Here is a 21,454-nt window from a genome sequence, read left to right on the forward strand (position 1 = left end):
GAGCAGCAAGACAAAAGCCTCCACTCGATTACGAGTGAAGGCTCTTGTCTCTATATATCTTTGTACCCCGTACGGGATTTGAACCCGTGTTACCGCCGTGAGAGGGCGGCGTCCTAGGCCGCTAGACGAACGGGGCTTAGAACTTTCATCCGCGCGCTGCGGACTTGTTAAACAATACACTAGACGTGGATAGTAACTGCAAATCGCCCGGTCAAGGCGCTAAATTCCAAGTGCTTCCACATTTTTTGCCAGTGCGTTTTTAAGCTCCGCTTCATCCATTTTTCGCAGAGCCGCAACCTCGGCGACAGTGTCCCGCAAGGCCGCGACGACCTCGGCAGAGACCGCCTCCGCCGCGTAGCCGCTTCCAGGCTCGTGCGGAAGGTCAGTTTCCAGCAAAAGCCTATCGACGGGCACCTGCGACACATAGGCCCGTCCGCGTTTGGTCCGCAACATGAGCGGATTGACGGAGATATAGCCACCGGCTCGGATAAGCCTGGTCAGCTCATCGCTGGTGCCACCGAAACGGTGAAAGATGGGCACGAGATTCTGACCGAGCCCTACCCCTTTGTCGGAGTCCAAGCGTGGTTCCAGCAGATCAAGCACTGTATCGGCGCTGCGGACTGTGTGAATGGACAGGATATGCGACTGGCTCGAAGCTTGGACAGCATCGAGGATGCCGGTGAAGACGTGGATTTGGGTCTCGGCGGGAACGTCGTCAAGCCTGCGGGGCGCGAAGTCCAAGCCAATCTCACCGACGAAACGGGTGCGTGGAAGGGCCTCGCGAAATATCTCAAGCTCGCGCTCGTAGTTGCCGTCGATATACCACGGGTGATAGCCGACTGCGGCCATGGGGAGATTTTCGCGCTCTAGCTCGACAAATCCGGAGGGGCGGACTGTCTGCGCGATGATCTCCACGCCTTCCTGCGCAATATCGGCTTTGAAGCACTCGCGCGAAGCCGGTGGCAGGAAATCGTAGTGAAAGTGGGTATCGATGAGCCGCATCATTTTTCCGTTGGTGGCTGGTTTTCGTCGGCCGGACCGCCGATGCGCGGGGCCAGCGGGGTTTCCTCGAACCCGAGCAGACGGCGAATGACCTTTCCGGCCAGCATTTGCCCCATGATTGGCGGGATGTAGCTCATGGTACCGAGGGTTTCCGCCTTGGTACCGCTGCCCTTGTCCGCAATTCTCACTGGCTCTTCGGATGAGTACAGCACCTCAAGACCGCGAATGCGTCGGCGGATACACACCTGACGGACGACCTTCGCCAGCGGACAGACCTTAGTCTTATTGATCTTCGAGAAAGTCAGCCGAGCTGGGTCGAGCTTATTTCCGCCGCCCATAGCGGAAATGAGGTGGACACGATTTTCCGCGCACCACTGCGCGATCTCAATCTTGCCGGTGACATCGTCGATAGCGTCGATGATGTAATCCGGACGCGGGAACTGCTCGAAGGTCTCCGCCAGGTTTTCGCGTGTGAGAAAAATCTGGCGGGCATAGGTCGTACAATCCGGGTTGATATCGGCAACCATCGCCTCCATGACCTCGGCTTTGACCCGGCCAATCGTGGAGACAAAAGCCAGCGCCTGACGGTTGAGATTGCTCGGCTCCACGACATCACCGTCGATCAAGATGAGGTTGCCCACGCCGCCTCGGGCGAGAGCTTCGGCACAACTCGACCCCACGCCTCCGAGTCCGACAACCATGACGGTAGATTCAGCCAACGTTTCTAGCCCCTCCTCCCCTAGGAGAAGCTTCAGTCGTGCGAAACGTTCACTGGTCATAGTCGCCCCTGGTCATAGTCGCCTCGATGCTTAAAAAACAAAAACTCCCCAGCCGACTGACTGGGGAGTAACTTTGTACCCCGTACGGGATTTGAACCCGTGTTACCGCCGTGAGAGGGCGGCGTCCTAGGCCGCTAGACGAACGGGGCTTAGAACTTAATCCAACTCAACTGAGTGAGCGAATTCCGCTGGCCTACCAGGACTCGAACCTAGAATGACGGTACCAGAAACCGTAGTGTTGCCAATTACACCATAGGCCAATAAAGACTGGCGCTTTCACGCTATCTTTGTACCCCGTACGGGATTTGAACCCGTGTTACCGCCGTGAGAGGGCGGCGTCCTAGGCCGCTAGACGAACGGGGCTTAGAACTTTGCAGTTAGTGAATACATTCAACAATGAACTTCTTCACTGCTGGCCTACCAGGACTCGAACCTAGAATGACGGTACCAGAAACCGTAGTGTTGCCAATTACACCATAGGCCATCGCTGCTGAACGCAACGAGGAATAATATAGCCAATTCGCGCTAACAAGAGCAAATCACCTGGTCAAAGGCTCGTTTAAATTCGCGAGTTCCCCACAGCCCACCTCAGCAGTGCGCATAACTAATGCATAACTAATGCAGTGCATATAACTAACGCAGTCCCAGATCGAAAGCCCATTCGATCGCAGCTCAAAGCTGATCCGCCCTTCAGGAGACACTTCGTGGTGAAGCGGCTGGTAAACAGCCGACACACACCAAAAAACCAGACCTGAAAGGCAGGCACCATGACTTCCCCAACAACGACGGCAACAACCGCCCCCATCACGCTCGAGCTGGAGTTCTCCGACATCACGGAGCAAATGAACGGCACCATCGGTCGCGTCATCGGCACTGTCACTATCCGTCAGTTTGCAAAAATCATCTCGGCCCTCAACCTCGACGCCAACCCACGCGTGTCCCGCACCGGCCGCATCACCGATGCCATCATGGAAACCATCGACACCACGCCGGAGCTCTTCGCCTACAAGTCCAAGGGTGTGCTCCTGGCCTCCACTCAGTTCACCAGTGAAGACAATCTCTACCGCTTCACCTTCAGCAACCGTCGCATCGAAGGCATCCTCGACGGCGGTCACAACTCGCTGGCTATCGCACTATTCGTTCTGGGCAAGCTCACTCCACCACCTAGCCGCAAAATCAAGACGTGGTCCGAAATGAAGGAGGTCTGGTCGGAGCGTACGGAAGAAATTGAGGAATTGCTTGCCGACGAAAGCCTCACCGAGCTCGATGCCCGTGTTCCGGTAGAGGTACTCGTGCCCGGTGCTCGGGACGAGGACACTGTGCAGGACTTCTCCGATGCACTGCTCGATATCTGTGCCGCCCGCAACAACAATGCGGAGCTCAAGGCGGAAGCAAAGCTCAATCGCGCAGGCTACTTTGACGATCTGAAGCATGCTCTGCCTCAGGGAATTAGCGACAACGTGCAGTGGCGCACCAACGATACTGGTCGACTAAAGGTGGGCGATGTCATCGCTATGGCGTGGATTCCGCTGTCTTGTATTGACCTGCCGAAGGATGCCGACGGGAAGCAGATTGAAGCACCGACCCCCACCAGCCTCTACTCCGGCAAGGCCAAGCTGCTTGACCGCTTCGAGGATGTCATGAGCTCACCGGAGGTCACTAAGCCCAGCACTGAAAGCATCAATGAGCGCACCGAAGAGGTCGTTCTCTACAACGAGAAGGTCCGCAGCGCATTGAACCTCACGCGTGACTTCATCGATATTTTCGAGCGCATCAACGCAGAGCTACCCGATCTCTACAACAAAAGCGGCGGTAAATTCGGCGGCATTGATGCTGTTGACAAGGCCAATAAGAAGAATCCGCGGACTGGCAAGACTCCACAGAAGTACTCGAAGTTCTACCGCCAGCCCATCGGCTACGCGATTCCAGACGGGTTCATCTACCCGCTCGTGTACGCCTTTGCCGCACCGCTCAAGCAAAACGAGGACGGCACGGTCCACTGGGGAACCGACTGGCACGAGTTCTTCAACAACCACATGGGGTCGCTGGTCAAGGATTACCGCGAAACCTCCATGAATATGCTGAACCGCGACCCGCAGAAGGTGGGCAAGGAAGCGGGCTCTTACACGAACCTGCTTCGCTCAGCCCAGCTCGCGCTCTTTACTGAGCAGCAGTAACAGGAGTGACCTCGAGCGCCTTGCGCAGTCGGCCCAGGCTGCGGCTGCGACCAAGCAGCTCCATGGACTCGAACAGCGGCGGCGATACCTGAGCGCCAGTCACGGCCACGCGCACCGGGCCAAAAGCCTTGCGTGGCTTCAGCTCCAGGTCCTCGATGAGGGCCTTCTGAAGTGCAGCTTCAAGCTTCTCGGTGACGAAGTCCTCTTCGCTGAGCGGCTCCACAGCTGCAATGGTGGCCTCCAGGACAGCGACGGCGTCTTCCTTGAAGTTACGGCGTGCCGAGCGCTCATCGAAGGTGAACTCGTCCTCTTCCACAACTAGGAACTTCGAGAGGTCCCAGGCGTCGGAAAGCGTCTTCACACGGGTCTGCAGCAGCGTTGCCAGGAAAGCGAACTTATCCGCCGGGTAGTCGGCCGGGAAGTCAAAGTGGCTTTCCAGGTACGTGCGCAGACGCTGCTCGAAGTCGTTCGGATCGAGCATGCGGATGTGGTCCGCGTTGATAGCGTCGGCCTTCTTCTGATCGAAGCGAGCCGGGTTGGACAGCACATCGTGGATATCGAAGGCCTTGACCATCTCGTCCATCGTGAAGATGTCCTGGTCGCCGTCCATAGACCACCCCAGCAGTGCCAGGTAGTTCAGCAGACCCTCGCGGATGAAACCGTTATCGCGGTGGATGAAGAGATTGGACTGCGGGTCACGCTTGGACAGCTTCTTATTACCCTCGCCCATAACGAACGGCAGGTGACCGAACTCCGGGGTGAACTTGGCGACACCGATGCGCTTCAGCGACTCGTAGAGAGCGATCTGGCGCGGGGTCGATGGCAGCAGGTCCTCACCACGCAGGACGTGAGTGATCTCCATCAGGGCGTCATCGACCGGGTTAACCAGGGTGTAGAGCGGTTCACCGTTGGAGCGAGCAATGACGAAGTCCGGAACCAGGCCGGCCTTGAACTCGATACGACCGCGCACGAGGTCCTCGAAGACAATGTCCTCGTCCGGCATGCGCAGGCGAATCACCGGCTTACGGCCCTCTGCGCGGAAGGCTTCCTTCTGCTCCTCGGTGAGGTTGCGGTCATAGTTGTCGTAGCCCAGCTTCGGGTCACGACCGGCAGCCTTGTGGCGCTCCTCAACCTCTTCAGCGGTGGAAAAGGCCTCGTAGGCTTCACCGGCGTCGATGAGGCGCTGCAATACATCGGCGTAGATGTCCTTGCGCTGCGACTGGCGGTACGGGCCGTGCGGACCGCCGACATCGATGCCCTCGTCCCAGTCAATACCGAGCCAATTCAGGGCCTCGATGATTGCCTGATAGGACTCTTCGGAGTCGCGAGCGGCATCGGTATCTTCGATGCGGAAGACCAGCTTGCCACCAGTGTGACGGGCATATGCCCAGTTGAACAGGGCAGTGCGGATGAGGCCAACGTGCGGGGTACCGGTTGGCGACGGGCAAAAGCGTACGCGAACATCTGACATGCTTTCCCACGATACCCGCCCTCCCACCTGCAGGCATGCATAGGGTTTGCATAGGGTTACAGAGCCCACTCCCCGGCCACTTCGCCGGCGTATCCGGCGGCGCGCAGCCGCTCAACCCAGCTGCGCAGTGGTGCCTCACCGGTGCCCGGCGCGCCGCGGCCTGGGAAATCGGCAATCTGGACGTGCGCCGGCAGGCTCACTCTTCCGGTCTCCACATCAGCGAGCCAAGCATCCACGTCGACGCCATTAGCTGCAAAATGGTAAAAGTCCGCGAGCACACCAGCACCAGTCTGTTGCGCTAGCTCGTCGGCTTGCCAGGGATCTGTAATGGGATAATCGCTCATCCCGGACAGTGGCTCAATCAATGCGCGAACCCCGCTGAGCTCCAGCTGGGCAGTAATCTCAGTCAGTCTTTGCACCTGCAAGTTCGTTAGCTCCCCCGAGCGCCCCAGCAGCACGTTCGAGCATTTCAGCCCAGTGGCCCGCGCAATCTGGCTCACTGCCTCCAGATGCCCCGCGGGCAGCCCATCCGTATCGAGCACTCCTCGCTGCCCCGCTGCCATGTCCCCTCCCCACAGATTCATGGCATAAAGACCGAGGCTGTCGTCAAAGAGGTCACAAAAAGCGGAAACCTCATCGGGTGCGGGCACTGCGAGGTCAAAAGGCCACCAGAATTCCACGGCCGCGTAGCCGTCGTCACGCGCGGCGTTGACGGCGTCGTGCGGGGACATGTGTGCGTAGACCGTAGAACAGTTAATAATAGTGCTCATGACCAAAACGGTAGTAGTAACTGGTGGCGGCGCGGGCATTGGTCGCGAAATTGCTCTGGCTTTCGCCTCCGATGGCTGGCACGTGCATATCTGCGGCAGGCGTATCGACGCGCTCGAGGCCGTTGCCGCCGAAGCGGACAACATCACCTTCTCCAGGTGTGACATCACCGACCCCGAGCAGGTCCGTGCGATGTTTGAGGACGCGCAGATGACTACGGGAACCATTGATGTTGCGGTGCTCAATGCGGGGCTGCCCGGCACGCCCGCAGAGTTCGGAGAGACCGACATTGAGGACTTCCGGGCGGTCATCGATACGAATGTGGTCGGCTCGTACCTATGCGCACGCGAGGCGTTCGCGCGGATGAAAGCGGGGCGTGATGGGAAGGCGGACCAAGCAGGCGGCCGAATCCTGGTCAACTGTTCTATCGCGGCGCAGGTACCGAGAGCCCATACGGCGGCGTACGCGACGTCGAAAAGCGCGCTTGCCGGAATGACCCATGTGCTTGCCCTGGACGGACGCGAGTATGGCATTACGGCAACGCGCATTGACATTGGCAATGCGCAGACTGACCTATTGGGGACGTTCACAGGCAGCGAGCCAATGTTCGATGCCACGCAGGCTGCGGAGACCTTCCTCTACGCCGCGAATCTGCCGGCGAGTGCAGTCATCGATCAGCTGACGATTACCGCTGCGGGTATGCCCTTTTTGGGTAGGGGTTAGCCTGCCCCTTAAACTGGAGCACAACTGGGTTTAGATTGAGGAGGCGGGTTAGGGCTATGTCCATGGAAAACCACCCCTCTCTGGGCGGCGGAAACGAAGAAGAGAAGCAGGAGAATTCTCACCCGTCGAACGACCCTGCAGCGACTCCGAAGCGTTCGACGCGCTGGGATACGTCCCGCCCGACCACCGCTCCGGACTTTTTGCTCTCCCGGGCACACGGCTCCATCCGCACGCAAGGTATTGAAGAGCAGCTTTCCGACCCCTGGCTCGCGGCCGAGGGACTGCACTCGGGCATTCACAAGATGGTAGTCGGCGCATTGCCCTTCGACTTGGACAAGCCCGCCGCCCTGACCGTTCCCCGGGAAGTCATCCGCTCCTCGCAGCCGCTGGAGCCACCCGCGCACTACCGTTGGAACGCACCGAAGCCCCACGCCAACATCGTCGCTTACGATCCCCCGCTCGACGAGCACGCTGAGCGCATCGCCGCAGCCATCCGCACAATCGAGTACTCGGCGCTGGAAAAGGTCGTGCTCGCGCGCGCCGTGGAACTCGAAATCGATCCCCCGATTGACCCGCTCCTACTCGCATCGCGGCTTATCGACGGATCCCCCAACCGCGATGGCTTTGTCGTGGATCTCTCCCCCGCCGGTTCCGATTATGAGGGCAAGTTGCTCATCGGTTCCTCCCCGGAGATGCTGGTCCGCCGTACGGGCGACATCGTTGAGGCGTTTCCCTTGGCCGGGTCGCTGCCGAGGTCCCGGAATGAAGAGGTGGACCGGGCGTCGGCCCGTCGTTTAGCGGACTCGCGCAAGAACCTAGACGAGCATGCCTTCGTCGTCGACGACATCGCCGACAACTTGGCGCCACTGTGCAGTTCGCTGGATGTTCCGGACAGCCCCGAGCTGATGAGCACCGCCGAGATGTGGCACTTGGCCACGCATATCCGCGGTCGGTTGAAGGATCCGTCGCTGTCCGCGCTGGATTTGGCGCTGGTGGTGCACCCGACACCAGCCATTTGTGGCACGCCGACGGAATCCGCCTTCGGCGTTATTCAGGCCGTAGAGACCAACCGCGGCTTCTACTCGGGCGCTGTCGGCTGGTGCGATGAGAATGGCGACGGTGAGTTCGTGGTCTCCATTCGCTGTGCCGAAATCGACACTGAGGGGTCCGTGGCACGACTATGGGCCGGAGGCGGCATTGTGTCGCACTCCGACCCAGAAGAAGAAGTCACGGAGACCAGCGCCAAGATGGGCACTGTGCTCCGCGCTTTTGGAGTTAAGGGCGCTTAAGCCCTGGCAGCTTAAGCCCGCTCCACAGGGTTGGCCAGCTTGCCGATACCCGGGATCTCAATCTCGATGCGGTCACCCGGGAACATCGCAGCGGTACCGGCCGGGGAGCCGGTGCAGATGACATCACCCGGCAGCAGCGTAATCGAGGCAGTGATGAACTCGATAATCTCCGGGATGGACATAATCATCTGGTTGGAGTTGGAATCCTGCTTGGTCTCGGTAACACCCTCGTGAGTCAGGTGCGCCTTGATCGGCAGCTCGTTGTAGTCCAGCTCCGTCTGGATCCACGGACCAAGCGGGCAGAAGGTATCGATGCCCTTTGCGCGCGCCCACTGACCATCGGCAAACTGCAGGTCACGGGAAGAAACATCATTGACGATGGTGTATCCGAAGATCACATCGTGAGCGTTTTCCTTCTTGACGTTCTTGCACGGCTTACCAATAACCAGTGCCAGCTCGCCCTCAAACTCGACGTTGGTGGCGAAATCCGGAATGCGAATCGGCGCTTCCGGGCCAATGACGGCCGTCGGCGGCTTAATGAACATCGTCGGCGGCAGCGATTCTGCCGACTTCTTGAACACCTCGGCGACGTGGTCAGCGTAGTTACGACCAATAGCGATGACCTTCGACGGCAGCATTGGGGCGAGCAGACGTACGTCGGCAAGCGGCCAGGAACGGCCAGTCTTATTCAGCTGACCGAAAGGGTGCCCTTCGATTTCGTGCAAAGTAACTTCACTGCCTTCGCCCTCAACGAGCGCGAAGCACATGCCCTCTGGGTGGGCGATTCGAGCAATACGCATAAAAATAGGGTACACGTCACATTGCGATAATTATGCAACGACCCCCACTCTCTATACTCTGCGCTCTAAACTCCGCGGGATTCCTGCGCAAGCCACACCAGCGCACAGGCCAGCGCATCGTTGAACGCGTGATGGGCCTTAAAACGGGGAATGCCGTACTTGTCGCACAGTGACCACAACCGCAGCTCATCACGGACCGGCTCACGGTTGGCCCGCAGAATCGCGTCGTACTCACGTGTCATAGTGTCCGCCACCGGCACATCAAAACGCGCATCGAAGTACTTCCGGCACAACGGATCTAGGAAACCAACTTCCATCCGCGCGTAGTGCGCCAGCAGCTTCCGTCCCCGTAGAGCTTCTAACAGCTTGCCGACGGCCACCTCTGCCTCTACCCCGGTTGCGACCATGTCGTCGGTAAGCCCATGCACCGTCGCCGACTCGCCGACGCTCACCTCCTCGCGCTCTGGGCGAATGAGAAGGTGACCCGACTCTTCCAGCACGATGTCGCGGCCTTCGACGGCAACCCAACCGATGGAAAGCAACTGATCTTTGGAGGGATCCAGACCGGTGGTTTCCACATCGACCGCGAGCCAAGCATTGTCGCGGATAGGTGCGTCCAAGAGTTTCTTGCGGGGTTTGAAAAACTTCAACATTGCGCGCTCACGACATCGCCCGGATGGGATACTTCGCCCCGAGGCTCTGCTGCAACTTGCGGATAACACCAAACGCATCGCGCAGGTGCTCGCGTTCCAGGCTGGAGAGACGCTTCGGGTAGATGTGGTTATTCGGCTGCTCGCCAGCGTTGAACTGGGCCTGCTGGTGATGAAGCTGCACCGTGCACAGGAACTCGAACGCATCCGCCAGATCCTGCGCACCCTGACGGCTCACGCTTCCGGCACCCGCACTCGCCGCCAAGCGTTCACGCGTGGACAGCTGCGGCAGCCCGGCCGCCACAGTAAATAGGCGCGCCATCTGCACCACAGCAGCAGTTCCCCCCTTCTTGATGTCCAGGGTCTCTGCGTGCTCGCCGCCCTTCTCCAGCACCAGGCCACGGAAGAAGCCGAGCGGCGGCTCCCGCCAGGCCGAGAGCTTGGCCAAGTGCGCGTGCAGGCGCTGCGACCCCTGGGCCAGCGGTAGGTAGGCCGCGCGCAATTCCTCTACCAGTTGCACATCGCCCGCTACCGCTCGCATGTCGAAGAAGGTCTGTGCATGTAACAGCGCCTCCGCCTCCGGTGCGGTAATCCACCCGTGGAACGTGCGCAGCCACTGCGACTTGGTCATCCTCCACGCAGGATTGCTGGCCATCATGTCCCCTGGACAGAGCGGATAACCGACTCGGTCGAGGTTGGTGCAAATCTCGTCGCTAAGCGCGGCGAAATAGTCAGCATGAGCGTCGGCGTCGTAATCGTCGGCGAGGACCAGCGCATTGTCTTGATCGGACGCGAGCCCCATCTCTCCGCGCCCATGCGAGCCCAGTACTGCAAAGGCATAGCTAACCGGTGGCGGCCCAAGCTTTTCCTCCGCAAGCGCCACCAGGCGTCGGGTGACAGCATCGGCCACGGCGGTCAGCAGCTTGGCGACCTCCTCCCCCGAATCACCTCGGTCAATAAACCGGCCGACAATCCGCCGTGCGTTCTGAGCAATCTCCGCAATCTCGGAGATATCGCTCTTTCGCGCCAGCGTCGCCGTCGCGTACACGGAATCGGTGTGCAGACTGCGCAGGAGGTCGCCAATGACAATCATGCCGACCACCCGCGTCCCATCGTGCACCGGCAGATGATGGTAACCGCGTTCGGCCATCAGCAGCATGGCCTCGAAGACCAGCAGGTCGGGACTGATAGTTTCCGGGTTCCCGGTCATCACTTCGCTTACGAGACTCTCCGCCGGCTTGGCTTCTGCCAGCACTCGACGACGGAGGTCACGGTCAGTGATGATGCCGACGAGCGAGCTCTGGTTGGCGCCTGCAGACTCCATCACGAGCAGACTGGAGACATTCCGCTCCGTCATAATCTGCGCCGCCTCTTGTACTGTCGCATCAGCACTGCAGGTCACCAGCGATGTTTCCATCAGGTCCGCAACCCGTGTGCGCAACGACTCCGATGCCGCAGTACTCCGCAGCTTCGATGCCACTGCGCGAATGCGCGCGTTTTCACCGCCGTAATAGCGCCGGACCTCTACGAACTGGTCATTGAGCTGGTCAAAGACCTCCTTGGAGATCACCAGGAATACGCAGTCCTCCACTGCCGTCATCGTGTACAGCGAGGGGTCACTGCTCAGCAGTGTCGAATAGCCGAAATGATCTCCCACATCTCGCCTGTCCAACAGCGTGCCAGCTGGGTCAAAGAGATCCACCATGCCGGAGCGAATAATGAAACAGCTGTTGTTATCCGCACCCGCCCGGATAATCTCCGTTCCACGACGGGCATAGCGCATGGTCAAAAGCGGTGGGATAGTCGCGCGCTCTTCATCGTTGAGGTCCGAAAAGGGGCGAGTATGGCTGAGGAAGTCTGCGATTTCCGCAAGCTCGACGGTCATGGGGTCAATTATCCCCTATTTTTGCTCCCAATAGGACTGATTTGCGGGAATACTCGACCTTATGACCAATTCCACACACAGCGCTTCAATAAATCCCGAATGGCCGCTCGACGCCCACATCCTCGGCAGGATGGACAAGCTCGCGGCACTCGTCGCCACGCTTGACGACGACACCTTCAACGCAACCCTTCCCATCCCAGCCATTAACTCCCTGGCCGTGCTGTTACGACATGTGACCGGATCCGCGAGGTTCTGGCTCGAGCGCGTCTGCCTTGGGCGTGATTATGTCCGTGATCGCGATGGGGGGTTTTCTGCTCATTGCAGTGTTTCGGAAGGGCTGGAGATTTACCACCGTGACCGCGCGGCCATTGAATCCGCGCTGGTGGAGTTGCAAGGCGCGGACCGCGCTGGTGCTCCTGCTGTTATTCCTACCGATAAGGACCGTTGGTGGTGCGGCAGCATCGAAGGCGTGATTGTGCATGTCTTCCACGAGGCGGCTCAGCACCTGGGACATGCGGAGATTACGAGGGATGCGCTAGTGGCAGGACTGGGAGGGGATGATTCCGATAACGGCGCAGGAAGCTCATCCCCATACCCCCTTGACACCATCATCGATGTACTTCGCCAGGTCGGACATGCGTCGGACTTCATCGAGCACACCGCCGACGGTAAGACTCACATCACTACCGTCGATGGCAAAACTGTGATTGCCTAGCCCTCTCCCCCCCCTATTTTTTACTGCGCCACTTCAAAGCAGCAGCAATGCGGTCGCCAACCTCAGCGGTCTTGATCGGGCCACTACCGCGAGTAGCCATGTCAGCTTCCACAGCAGCCTCGATGCGCTGGGCGTCTTCCTCACGACCCAGGTGGCGCAGCATCATGGCACCCGACAGAATGGCTGCCGTCGGGTCCGCGATCCCCTTGCCAGCAATGTCTGGCGCGGAGCCGTGAACGGGCTCGAACATGGACGGGTTGGTATTGGAGGCGTCAATGTTACCGGACGCCGCCAGGCCGATACCGCCCGACACTGCACCAGCCTCATCAGTAATGATGTCGCCAAAGAGGTTGTCGGTGACGATGACGTCGAAACGCGAAGGATTAGTGACGAGGTAAATCGTCGCAGCGTCGATGTGCGAGTAATCGACATCTACCTCTGGGTATTCCTTAGCGACCTCATCGACCGTGCGCTGCCACATACCGCCACCGTGCACCAACACATTGGTCTTGTGGACAAGGGTCAGCTTCTTACGACGGGTCATAGCCAGCTCGAAGGCGTAGCGAACAACGCGCTCAGCACCGAAGCGGGTATTGACGGAGGTCTCGTTGGCAACCTCGTGTGGCGTGCCGACGCGAATCGCACCGCCGTTACCGGTGTAAGCACCTTCGGTTCCCTCGCGGACGACCACGAAATCAATTTCGCCCGGGTTCTTCAGCGGTGACTCGACACCCGGGAAGAGCTTGGAAGGACGCAGGTTGACGTGGTGATCCAGCGCGAAGCGCATCTTCAGCAACAGGCCGCGCTCGAGAACACCCGGAGGAACGTTCGCCGGGTCACCGATAGCACCGAGCAGAATAGCGTCGTGCTCACGCAGGGAGTCGAGATCGGCGTCGGTAAGCAGTTCGCCATTGCGCAAGTAGCGACGCGAGCCGAGGTCGTACTCGGTGGTGTCGAACTCGCCGATAGCAGCCTTGAGCACCTTCAGTGCCTCTGCCGTAACTTCCGTGCCGATGCCATCACCCGGGATGACGGCGATCTTCAGCTTTCCTGCCTCAGTCATTTTTTGAGATACCCTTCTCACTATATGGACACAAATGAGTGTAGCAGAACCTAGCGCTCACCCCCGTCACTGTCTGCGCGATTTTTACCATCTCCATCGTTTTCACAATCCACCCCGCCTACTGCTCTCTCCTTTTCCATATCCCGCCGCACCTTATCCACTAGGCCGCGGAGATTGTCATGCAATTTGCGACGTTTCTCATTGTGCTCAGCCAGCGCAGCGGTCTTCTTTTCAGTCTGCGAGGCAAAGGTGTAACGACCATGCCCAGTGTGCTCTTTTTCCGACTGCGCAAACGGCCCTTCATCACAAGAGAGGAACGTCCAAGCTTCGATCCCATCATCACCTCGAACAACTCGCCACATACCGGCAGTTTTGAGGTTGTGGTGCCTTCGACAGAGACAATGGAGATTATCTGTGTGCGTGACCCCTTCCTTTTGCCGCTCACCACCGGAAAGGCTGTGATCAAATTCCACAATATGGTCGATATCGCACTTTTCCGCGGGGACATCGCATCCAGGAAAACTACACACACCGTCACGGGCACGCACGAATGCACGCTGAGACTCGGAGGGCCGATACCCCTCAACCGCACTATCCCCCAGCACCCGCAATGTCGATACCCGCTTCAGCCAAGACTCGGCCACCAGCGAAGAAAGCCAACCTGCGCCAGCGAGCCACACTGGAGTGTTTTCCGGTTCGCCATCCTCCCCGGGAGAGAGCACTCGGAAGAGTTCCAGATTCACCTCCACCTCACAAGTACCGCGTAACGCATGCATGAAAGCTGCCGCGCGACTCACTTTCATCTTCTTAGCCACTGCGTCGATAATTGCAAGGGCTTCCACTGCATGATGCCGCTCGAGGACAGTAGTCAGTGTCGTAACTCCAGCGTCACCATGTTCATCAACTGCGATAAACTCCTTAGCCGTCATACGATCGCCGAAGTAGTCGAGAGCCGCAGCTTGAACCTCCCGTACCTCCTCCGACTCCACGGGATTATCCGCCGACTCTCCATCCGCCTCGACCTGGTATGCCGCCGCATCAATTGCAGCATCTACGGTCGCCTCCACATTCCGGGCCAGGACCCTATCAGCCTGCAACCCAGCGACATCCACATCACGTGGCCGCACTTCCGGAGCACACTCACCAATCACTCGCTGCACCCGCGTTGCCATCGCACGCACGCCACGGAGTGCCTCCCCGTCGCGCCTAGGCTTAACGACGTCCACGAGACCCGACTCCACTGCGTCAACCTTGTCATCGGCTACAGGTCGGGTATGTTTACCAAGCATTGCTAAATGCCTCATCGACAAATGCCCGCGCTCCTGACACATTTCCGCTAGTTGCGGCATACGTCCAAGCATGTAGCCAATTTCCATATATTTGTTCACTTCGGCGCGTGAGATTCCAAGCACCACCGACCAATAAGCCAAATGAGCTTCGACATCGCCATCATCTGGTGGTGCGACCCGCTGAGCGATAACCATCTGCAGACGATTAATCTCGCGCATCACTTCAGCGAGCGAATGAGCCCTCACCTCATGGCTGAACCGAAATTCCCCACACGATTCCAACTCTGACATTGCACTGTCCCCTCCCTAACGAGGTCCCCTAACGAACAGTTCTTTATCAATTCGCCCACACCATATCCCCCACCCCGGATTCAAACCGCTGCGCACCCCAAAAATCTCCACATTATTCGAACACTATTTCGAACTAAAGCCGAAAGAAAATCCCGCCCTACGACGCAAACTTCGTCGTAAAGCGGGAACCGCACTAGAAACCTAGTCGACCGGCTTCATGGAACCGTTTTCGAGGAAACGACGGTGGAAGTCATAAGAAGTACCCAGGTCATGCGGAGTATGCAGGTACGGGGTGGCCCTCTCAGCACGCTCAACGTATTCGAGCAGCGCCTCCTTGTACATCGGGTGCGCACACTTCTCAATGACAACACGGGAACGCTGACGCGGCGCCAGCCCACGGAGGTCAGCCAGACCCTGCTCAGTGATGATGACCATCACGTCATGCTCAGTGTGGTCAACGTGAGAGACCATCGGCACGATTGCGGAAATGTCGCCATTCTTAGCCAGCGACGGGGACACGAACGTAGAGATGTAGGCGTTTCGGGTGAAGTCACCGGAACCGCCAATGCCGTTCATCATGCGGGAGCCAGCCACGTGAGTGGAGTTGACGTTGCCGTAGATGTCAGCCTCAATCATGCCGTTGGTGGTAATCAGCCCCATGCGGCGGACCAGACCCGGGTTATTGGAGATGTCCTGCGGCCGCAGAACGATCTTCTCGCGGTAGTCAGCAGCATTCTCGTTCATACGAGCTGCATATTCAGGAGACAGCGAGAATGCAGTACCGGAAGCCACGGTCAGCTTGCCAGCATCCATCAGGTCGACCATGCCGTCCTGGATAACCTCAGTGAAGGAGGTCAGGTTCTCATACTTGGAGTCGAGCAGACCTGCGAGAACGGCGTTCGGAATGTTACCGACACCCGACTGCATCGGCAGCAGGTTCTCCGGCAGACGACCGGCCTTGACCTCGCCATCGAGGAAGTCGAGCAGGTAGCCAGCAATAGCCTTGGAGTCATCGTCCAGCGGCTTGAACGGCGAGTTACGGTCCTCGGCGTTCGTCTCGACGACAGCGACAACCTTATCGACATCGATCTGAACATCCGGAGTGCCGATGCGGTCCCCCGGGTTCACAATCGGAATCTCCTTACGGTTCGGAGGCAGGCCGACACTGTAGATGTCGTGCATACCCTCGAGGTCCTCGGACTGCCAGGAGTTGACCTCAATAATGATCTTCTCTGCAGCATTGAGGTAAGAAATGCTGTTACCAACCGAAGAGGAAAGAATCAGGGAGCCATCGGCCTTAATGCGAACAGCTTCGACCACGGCAACATTGACCGGACCAAAGAAGCCCTGCTCAGTCATCGGGCCAGAGTGCGACAGGTGAATATCACTATAGAAGGCATCGCCTGCATTGATACGGTTACGCATTCCCGGGTCGGACTGGTACGGCATACGCCACTCAACACCATTGGCCTTCGCCAGCGCACCATCAAGTTCCGGAGCGGTAGACGCGCCGGTCAAGACCTTAATCTTGAACTCGTCGCCACGCTCGTGAGCGGCCTCCATGCGCTCAGCGAGAGCCGGCGGGACAACCTTCGGGTAGCCAGCACCGGTAAATCCGGCAAAGCCCACCATGTCTCCGTGGTTGATGAACTGCGCCGCCTCCTGCGCGGTCATCACCTTGGATTTGAGACCAGCATGGGCAATACGATCTGACATGAATTCACCTTTCTATATCCCCCAACGCGACTATCGGGGGTAGCACTTCGAACACCAAAGCACACCCCCAACCCTATCAACGAAGCGGTTAGCGCCTTTCATTCAGATGCCCGAAAGCGCCCCCATTTTAGGCACATTCCATACGCCACTAAAGCCGACTACAACACCGTTTTATGCCCTACGTCACAACCAGTCGACAATCAGCCATGCGACACATTTACAACCCCTCACATAGCCCAATTCATGCACTAGTTATTGATAATCATTTTCAGTACGCTAATCTTGTCGGGTGACTTCTACCGAATTTTCTGATAGCACCACCCAGACCACTCCCGTCACCGTCCTGTCCGGATTCCTGGGCGCCGGCAAGACCACCCTCCTCAACAACCTCCTGGCAAACTCACAGGGGCGCAAAATCGCGGTCATCGTCAACGACTTCTCGGAAGTCAACGTCGATGCCGCCCTCATCGAGCAGGGCACATATCTCGAGCGCGGCGAGGACCGTTTCATCGAAATGTCTAACGGCTGCATCTGCTGCACGCTGCGAGATGACCTCGTGGAAAACGTCGGCAAGCTCGCGCGCAGCGGCAAATTCGAACACATCGTCATCGAATCCACCGGCATCTCCGAGCCCATGCCAGTCGCCGCTACCTTCGAGTGGGAATTCGACGATGGCCGTCGCCTCGCCGACATCGCCCCCATCGACACGATGGTCACGCTCGTCGACGCCTCTACATTCCTCGACAGTCTCCGCCAGGGACGCGCACTGCCTGACGACGAACGCACGGTCGCTGACCTCCTTGTCGACCAGGTGGAATTCGCCGATCTCATCCTCATCACCAAATCCGACCTCGCCGGCGAAAAGCTCACCGGCGGCACCGAGGAAACAATCCGCGCCATGAACCCCCGCGCACGCATCGTCCGCGTGACTAACGGCGAAATCGCCACCTCTGCCATTCTCGACGCATCGCTTTACGACGAAGGTACCGCGGCCACTTTCCACGGATATGCAGAAGAACTTGCGAATCCCCACACGCCGGAGACTGAAGAATACGGCATTTCTTCGGTTGTTTTCCGAGGCAACCGCCCCTTCGACCGCGAACGACTGATTAAGGCTCTCCGCGGCACAAAGGGGCTCGTACGATCCAAGGGGCACTGCTGGATTTCCGACCGCCTCGAAGTCGCCCACGTGTGGAGTCAGGCGGGGCCGAACCTGAAAATCACCCCTGCCGTCATGTGGGCGCAGACCGATGTCCCACCATCCAATGAGGTCGTACTCATCGGTGTGAAATTTAACCCAGAGGCCACACTGCAGGCATTCGAGGATGCCATGCTGACTGACGAAGAAGTGCGGGAATTGCTGTAACAAAGCCCCTGGAAGAGCGCCGATAAACGACCCGCTGAAGCGATCAGAGTGTCATAAATCACTTCTCAACCTGCGGGTGTGGCAACACACTGTTAGCGCATGCTAGGTTAGGCGACAAAACTAAAGTCGAACAGTCTATCTAGGAGATGACATGTCTGATCGCATCGCACATGCCGGTTTGCGCGGCAAGGTAATGACCGCCGACGAGGCTGCACAGTTTATCAATCATGGTGATGCCCTCGGCATCTCTGGCTTCACCGGTGCTGGCTACCCGAAGGCCCTGCCGACTGCGCTGGCAAACCGTGGCAAGGAACTTCACGCCAAGGGTGAAGAGTTCGCTGTCGACATCTACACAGGCGCTTCCACTGCCCCAGACTGTGACGGCGTGATGGCAGAAGCTGACATCATTCGCTACCGCATGCCGTACCAGGGCGATCCGGCACTGCGTAAGTCCATCAACTCCGGCAAGGCGAAGTACCAGGACATCCACCTCTCCCACTCCGCGCTGTACATCGAGCAGGGCTTCCTGCCGATTGACGCCGCAATTGTTGAGGTCACTCGTATTACGGAAGATGGACACCTCGTTCCGTCGTCAAGCGTTGGCAACAACGTCGAGTGGATGGACAACGCTGACAAGATCATCATCGAGGTCAACTCGTGGCAGTCCGAGGAACTCGAGGGCATGCACGACATCTACCGCATTCAGCACCTGCCTAACCGCACGCCGGTGCCGATCAACGCCCCGGGTGACCGCATTGGTACCCCTTACATCGACATCAACCTGGACAAGGTTGTCGCAGTTGTCGAGACCAACGCGCCGGACCGCAACTCCCCGTTCAAGCCGTTGGATGAGACCTCGAAGGCTATTGCCGGCCATTTCCTCGACTTCCTCGAGGGCGAAGTTCGCGCGGGTCGCCTGGCTTACGACCAGTACATCATGCAGTCGGGCGTCGGTAACGTTCCGAACGCCGTGATGGCGGGTCTGTTGGACTCCAAGTTTGAGAACATCAAGGCCTACACCGAGGTTATTCAGGACGGCATGATCGACCTGATTGACGCAGGTAAGATGACCGTCGCTTCGGCTACCTCCTTCTCCCTGTCTCCGGAAGCGGCCGAGCGTATGAACAACGAGGCTGCTCGCTACCGCGAGAACATCATTCTGCGCCCGCAGCAGATTTCTAACCACCCGGAGGTTGTCCGTCGCGTCGGCCTAATCGCCACCAACGGCATGATTGAGGCCGACATCTACGGCAACGTCAACTCCACCCACATCAACGGCAGCCGCATGATGAACGGCATCGGTGGTTCCGGTGACTTCACCCGTAACGCCTTCGTTTCCTCGTTCATCTCGCCGTCGCTGGCGAAGGACGGTGCGATTTCGACTATCGTTCCGTTCGCTTCGCACATTGACCACACCGAGCACGACGCCATGGTCATCATCACCGAGCGTGGATTCGCTGACCTGCGTGGCCTGGCACCGCGTGACCGCGTGGCGAAGATGATTTCCGTTGCACACCCGGAGTACCAGCCACTGTTGGAGGAGTACTACGAGCGCGCGCTGAAGACCGCTCCGGGCATGTCTACCCCGCACGACCTGCGTACTGCCTTCGACTTCCACGTCAACATGATTGAGAAGGGCTCGATGAAGGGCTAGGCAGTAGGGCTACGGCTGCATAGATCAGCTGGGAAACAAAAATCCCCTCCATGCGGAGGGGATTTTTTCATGCAGTAGAAGCTGCGCTAGAGACTAGCTCTAAAACGCCTAGGCGCTCAGAACTAGTCCAGCTCGAGCTGCAGAGCGTGGGTAGCGGAGATCTCCTCGGTAATCTTTCCGACGAGCTCCTCCGGAACCTCCTTGGAAACGCGCAGCACCAGGATGGCAGTCTGATCTGCTTCCTGCGGAGACAGAGCAGCAGCCTCGATGTTGATGCCGGACTCACCCAGGGTGGTAGCAACGCGACCCAGAGCGCCCGGAACGTCGTTGTACAGCAGGAAGAGGTTACGGCCCTGAGCGCGCATGTCGATGCCGCGGCCATTGATACGGACAATCTTCTCGACGCGGTTCAGGCCAGTGAGAGCACCAACGACGGTAGCGGTGGAGCCATCAGCACCGATGACCTTGACCTCGAGTACGGAGCGGTGGGAGACGGACTCCGGCTCGGTCTCGACAGTGAAGGTCACACCACGCTCTTCTGCGATACGCGGAGCGTTGACGAAAGTGACCGGTTCTTCCACCATGAGAGAGAACAGTCCACGGATTGCTGCCATACCCAGAACGTTAACGTCCTCAGTGTGCAGCTCACCGCGAGCGGTGACCTCAACAGCAGCCGGAGCGCCCTCGAGCAGACCGCCAGCAACCAGACCCAGCTCACGAGCCAGCTCGAGCCACAGGGCCACCTCTTCGCCGACAGCGCCACCGGAAACGTTGACTGCATCCGGGACGAACTCGCCAGCCAGGGCCAGCAGTACGGACTTAGCGACATCGGTACCTGCACGGTCCTGCGCCTCGACGGTGGAGGCACCCAGGTGCGGAGCACAAACAGTTTCCGGCAGGCCAAACAGCGGGGAATCCGTGCACGGCTCGGTCGCGTACACGTCGAAGCCAGCACCGCGGATGTTGCCAGCCTTGATTGCGTCGGCAAGCGCCTGCTCGTCGACGAGACCGCCGCGGGCAGCGTTGATGATGATCTGGCCCTTCTTGGCCTTGCCCAGGAGCTCAGCATCGAACATGCCGGCGGTTTCCTTGGTCTTCGGCAGGTGGATGGTCACGAAATCAGCGCGAGCCATCAGGTCTTCCAGCTCAACCAGCTCAACACCGAGCTGAGCAGCACGGGCCGGGTTCGCGTACGGATCGTACGCAATGATGTTGGTCTCGAAAGCAGCGAGACGCTGCGCAAACAGCTGGCCGATGTGACCGAAACCGACGATACCGACGGTCTTGCCGAAGATTTCGACACCCTTGAAGGAAGAGCGCTTCCACTCCCCCTCACGCAGGGACGCGTCCGCAGCCGGCAGCTGGCGAGCGGTGGCCAGCAGCAGTGCGATTGCGTGCTCACATGCAGAGTGAATATTAGAGGTCGGAGCGTTGACAACCATGACGCCGCGCTTGGTAGCGGTATCGATGTCGACGTTATCCAGGCCAACGCCGGCGCGACCGACGATCTTCAGATTCGGAGCAGCCTCGAGGACTTCCTGATCCACGGTGGTAGCGGAGCGGACGAGAAGTGCGTCAGCATCACCAACCGCAGCCAGGAGCTCAGCGCGGTTCGGGCCATCTACCCAACGGACCTCAACGGAATCCCCCAATGCGTCCACAGTGGACTGTGCCAGCTTGTCGGCGATGAGGACAACGGGGCGAGCGTTCTGGCTCACAAGCATCTCCTGGTTTGTCTCGAAAAGTTTATGCAGTATGTGCGGTGTCACTTAAGAAAACTACTAAAGCGTGCACGCGCATTACGTCTCATCATAAA

At 58.8% G+C, this 21,454-nt stretch carries 17 protein-coding genes and 5 tRNA genes; 6 read left to right on the plus strand and 16 right to left on the minus strand.

Annotation, left to right across the window (positions count from 1 at the left end):
* Positions 1 to 63: 63 nt before the first annotated feature.
* The 7 genes from HMPREF3130_RS03355 to HMPREF3130_RS03385 all read right to left on the minus strand — a co-directional run bounded on the left by HMPREF3130_RS03355 (position 64) and on the right by HMPREF3130_RS03385 (position 2,265).
* Positions 64 to 136: transfer RNA gene (locus HMPREF3130_RS03355), tRNA-Glu, on the minus strand.
* 83 nt (positions 137 to 219) lie between these two features.
* Positions 220 to 1,005, minus strand: coding sequence for a TatD family hydrolase (locus HMPREF3130_RS03360; RefSeq protein WP_246815101.1), 786 nt, complete (start codon positions 1,003 to 1,005; stop codon positions 220 to 222).
* The gene (locus HMPREF3130_RS03365; RefSeq protein WP_048735404.1) at positions 1,002 to 1,781 is read right to left on the minus strand and encodes a tRNA threonylcarbamoyladenosine dehydratase; all 780 of its coding nucleotides are present in this window, start codon (positions 1,779 to 1,781) and stop codon (positions 1,002 to 1,004) included. Before HMPREF3130_RS03365 ends, HMPREF3130_RS03360 begins: the two co-directional genes overlap by 4 nt.
* A 76-nt stretch (positions 1,782 to 1,857) precedes the next feature.
* Positions 1,858 to 1,930 (minus strand) — tRNA-Glu (locus tag HMPREF3130_RS03370).
* Between the two features lie 39 nt (positions 1,931 to 1,969).
* A tRNA-Gln gene (locus tag HMPREF3130_RS03375) sits at positions 1,970 to 2,041 on the minus strand.
* A 30-nt stretch (positions 2,042 to 2,071) separates the two neighbouring features.
* Positions 2,072 to 2,144 (minus strand) — tRNA-Glu (locus HMPREF3130_RS03380).
* 49 nt (positions 2,145 to 2,193) lie between these two features.
* Positions 2,194 to 2,265 (minus strand) — tRNA-Gln (locus HMPREF3130_RS03385).
* Between the two features lie 283 nt (positions 2,266 to 2,548).
* On the opposite strand from HMPREF3130_RS03385, the gene HMPREF3130_RS03390 reads away from it, so the two are divergent.
* On the plus strand, positions 2,549 to 3,958 hold the full coding sequence (locus tag HMPREF3130_RS03390) for a hypothetical protein (RefSeq protein ID WP_246815102.1): 1,410 nt from the start codon (positions 2,549 to 2,551) through the stop codon (positions 3,956 to 3,958).
* On the opposite strand, the gene gltX is transcribed toward HMPREF3130_RS03390, so the two are convergent.
* Both gltX and HMPREF3130_RS03400 read right to left on the minus strand, forming a co-directional pair.
* Positions 3,942 to 5,429 carry a glutamate--tRNA ligase gene (gene gltX, locus HMPREF3130_RS03395; protein ID WP_070429311.1) on the minus strand — a complete coding sequence of 496 codons (1,488 nt, stop codon included), beginning with the start codon at positions 5,427 to 5,429 and terminating at the stop codon, positions 3,942 to 3,944. The two genes, HMPREF3130_RS03390 and gltX, sit on opposite strands and share 17 nt — an antisense overlap.
* Before the next feature lie 56 nt (positions 5,430 to 5,485).
* Positions 5,486 to 6,199 carry a TIM barrel protein gene (locus HMPREF3130_RS03400; RefSeq protein WP_241482426.1) on the minus strand — a complete coding sequence of 238 codons (714 nt, stop codon included), beginning with the start codon at positions 6,197 to 6,199 and terminating at the stop codon, positions 5,486 to 5,488.
* On the opposite strand from HMPREF3130_RS03400, the gene HMPREF3130_RS03405 reads away from it, so the two are divergent.
* Positions 6,198 to 6,920 carry an SDR family oxidoreductase gene (locus tag HMPREF3130_RS03405; RefSeq protein WP_070429312.1) on the plus strand — a complete coding sequence of 241 codons (723 nt, stop codon included), beginning with the start codon at positions 6,198 to 6,200 and terminating at the stop codon, positions 6,918 to 6,920. The genes HMPREF3130_RS03400 and HMPREF3130_RS03405 overlap by 2 nt on opposite strands.
* 56 nt (positions 6,921 to 6,976) lie before the next feature.
* Complete coding sequence (locus tag HMPREF3130_RS03410) at positions 6,977 to 8,209, plus strand: isochorismate synthase (RefSeq protein ID WP_016422507.1); 1,233 nt, start codon at positions 6,977 to 6,979, stop codon at positions 8,207 to 8,209.
* Positions 8,210 to 8,220: 11 nt separating this feature from the next.
* On the opposite strand, the gene HMPREF3130_RS03415 is transcribed toward HMPREF3130_RS03410, so the two are convergent.
* From HMPREF3130_RS03415 to HMPREF3130_RS03425, 3 genes are all read right to left on the minus strand, one after another.
* On the minus strand, positions 8,221 to 9,009 hold the full coding sequence (locus tag HMPREF3130_RS03415) for a fumarylacetoacetate hydrolase family protein (protein ID WP_049172137.1): 789 nt from the start codon (positions 9,007 to 9,009) through the stop codon (positions 8,221 to 8,223).
* 65 nt (positions 9,010 to 9,074) lie between these two features.
* Positions 9,075 to 9,662: a 3'-5' exonuclease gene (locus HMPREF3130_RS03420; RefSeq protein ID WP_048735364.1), complete on the minus strand. Its 588-nt coding sequence runs from the start codon at positions 9,660 to 9,662 to the stop codon at positions 9,075 to 9,077.
* A 7-nt stretch (positions 9,663 to 9,669) separates the two neighbouring features.
* A complete protein-coding gene (locus tag HMPREF3130_RS03425) occupies positions 9,670 to 11,544 on the minus strand; it encodes a DUF294 nucleotidyltransferase-like domain-containing protein (RefSeq protein WP_070429313.1) in 1,875 nt (624 codons plus the stop codon).
* 61 nt (positions 11,545 to 11,605) lie between these two features.
* Between HMPREF3130_RS03425 and HMPREF3130_RS03430 the strand changes: the two genes are divergently transcribed.
* Positions 11,606 to 12,259, plus strand: a complete 654-nt coding sequence (locus HMPREF3130_RS03430; protein WP_070429314.1) for a mycothiol transferase — start codon at positions 11,606 to 11,608, stop codon at positions 12,257 to 12,259.
* Between the two features lie 13 nt (positions 12,260 to 12,272).
* Here HMPREF3130_RS03430 and HMPREF3130_RS03435 read toward each other — a convergent pair whose 3' ends face one another.
* The 3 genes from HMPREF3130_RS03435 to HMPREF3130_RS03445 form a co-directional block, all read right to left on the minus strand.
* Complete coding sequence (locus HMPREF3130_RS03435; RefSeq protein WP_141737777.1) at positions 12,273 to 13,304, minus strand: 3-isopropylmalate dehydrogenase; 1,032 nt, start codon at positions 13,302 to 13,304, stop codon at positions 12,273 to 12,275.
* Between the two features lie 68 nt (positions 13,305 to 13,372).
* Positions 13,373 to 14,902 (minus strand): HNH endonuclease signature motif containing protein, encoded by a 1,530-nt coding sequence (locus HMPREF3130_RS03440; protein WP_049190127.1) that lies wholly within the window; start codon positions 14,900 to 14,902, stop codon positions 13,373 to 13,375.
* A gap of 201 nt (positions 14,903 to 15,103) precedes the next feature.
* On the minus strand, positions 15,104 to 16,618 hold the full coding sequence (locus HMPREF3130_RS03445) for an acetyl-CoA hydrolase/transferase family protein (protein WP_070429316.1): 1,515 nt from the start codon (positions 16,616 to 16,618) through the stop codon (positions 15,104 to 15,106).
* A 289-nt stretch (positions 16,619 to 16,907) separates the two neighbouring features.
* On the opposite strand from HMPREF3130_RS03445, the gene HMPREF3130_RS03450 reads away from it, so the two are divergent.
* Positions 16,908 to 17,984, plus strand: coding sequence for a GTP-binding protein (locus tag HMPREF3130_RS03450; protein ID WP_049190124.1), 1,077 nt, complete (start codon positions 16,908 to 16,910; stop codon positions 17,982 to 17,984).
* Between the two features lie 151 nt (positions 17,985 to 18,135).
* Positions 18,136 to 19,638, plus strand: a complete 1,503-nt coding sequence (locus tag HMPREF3130_RS03455; protein ID WP_048735346.1) for an acetyl-CoA hydrolase/transferase family protein — start codon at positions 18,136 to 18,138, stop codon at positions 19,636 to 19,638.
* A 122-nt stretch (positions 19,639 to 19,760) separates the two neighbouring features.
* Here HMPREF3130_RS03455 and serA read toward each other — a convergent pair whose 3' ends face one another.
* Entirely contained in the window at positions 19,761 to 21,356 is a 1,596-nt protein-coding gene (gene serA / locus HMPREF3130_RS03460) for a phosphoglycerate dehydrogenase (RefSeq protein WP_049190146.1), read from the minus strand.
* Positions 21,357 to 21,454 lie beyond the last annotated feature (98 nt).

This window comes from Corynebacterium sp. HMSC14B06, assembly GCF_001807075.1.
GTDB classification, from domain to species: Bacteria; Actinomycetota; Actinomycetes; order Mycobacteriales; family Mycobacteriaceae; genus Corynebacterium; species Corynebacterium jeikeium_D.

Bases quoted from the DNA above. Each gene is read 5' to 3' on its own strand.
- HMPREF3130_RS03360 (WP_246815101.1), bottom strand. From the start codon at position 1,005: ATGATGCGGCTCATCGATACCCACTTTCACTACGATTTCCTGCCACCG.
- gltX (WP_070429311.1), bottom strand. From the start codon at position 5,429: ATGTCAGATGTTCGCGTACGCTTTTGCCCGTCGCCAACCGGTACCCCG.
- HMPREF3130_RS03445 (WP_070429316.1), bottom strand. From the start codon at position 16,618: ATGTCAGATCGTATTGCCCATGCTGGTCTCAAATCCAAGGTGATGACC.
- HMPREF3130_RS03390 (WP_246815102.1), top strand. From the start codon at position 2,549: ATGACTTCCCCAACAACGACGGCAACAACCGCCCCCATCACGCTCGAG.
- HMPREF3130_RS03365 (WP_048735404.1), bottom strand. From the start codon at position 1,781: ATGACCAGTGAACGTTTCGCACGACTGAAGCTTCTCCTAGGGGAGGAG.
- HMPREF3130_RS03400 (WP_241482426.1), bottom strand. From the start codon at position 6,199: ATGAGCACTATTATTAACTGTTCTACGGTCTACGCACACATGTCCCCG.
- HMPREF3130_RS03410 (WP_016422507.1), top strand. From the start codon at position 6,977: ATGTCCATGGAAAACCACCCCTCTCTGGGCGGCGGAAACGAAGAAGAG.
- HMPREF3130_RS03420 (WP_048735364.1), bottom strand. From the start codon at position 9,662: ATGTTGAAGTTTTTCAAACCCCGCAAGAAACTCTTGGACGCACCTATC.
- HMPREF3130_RS03425 (WP_070429313.1), bottom strand. From the start codon at position 11,544: ATGACCGTCGAGCTTGCGGAAATCGCAGACTTCCTCAGCCATACTCGC.
- HMPREF3130_RS03415 (WP_049172137.1), bottom strand. From the start codon at position 9,009: ATGCGTATTGCTCGAATCGCCCACCCAGAGGGCATGTGCTTCGCGCTC.
- HMPREF3130_RS03430 (WP_070429314.1), top strand. From the start codon at position 11,606: ATGACCAATTCCACACACAGCGCTTCAATAAATCCCGAATGGCCGCTC.
- HMPREF3130_RS03455 (WP_048735346.1), top strand. From the start codon at position 18,136: ATGTCTGATCGCATCGCACATGCCGGTTTGCGCGGCAAGGTAATGACC.
- HMPREF3130_RS03405 (WP_070429312.1), top strand. From the start codon at position 6,198: ATGACCAAAACGGTAGTAGTAACTGGTGGCGGCGCGGGCATTGGTCGC.
- HMPREF3130_RS03440 (WP_049190127.1), bottom strand. From the start codon at position 14,902: ATGTCAGAGTTGGAATCGTGTGGGGAATTTCGGTTCAGCCATGAGGTG.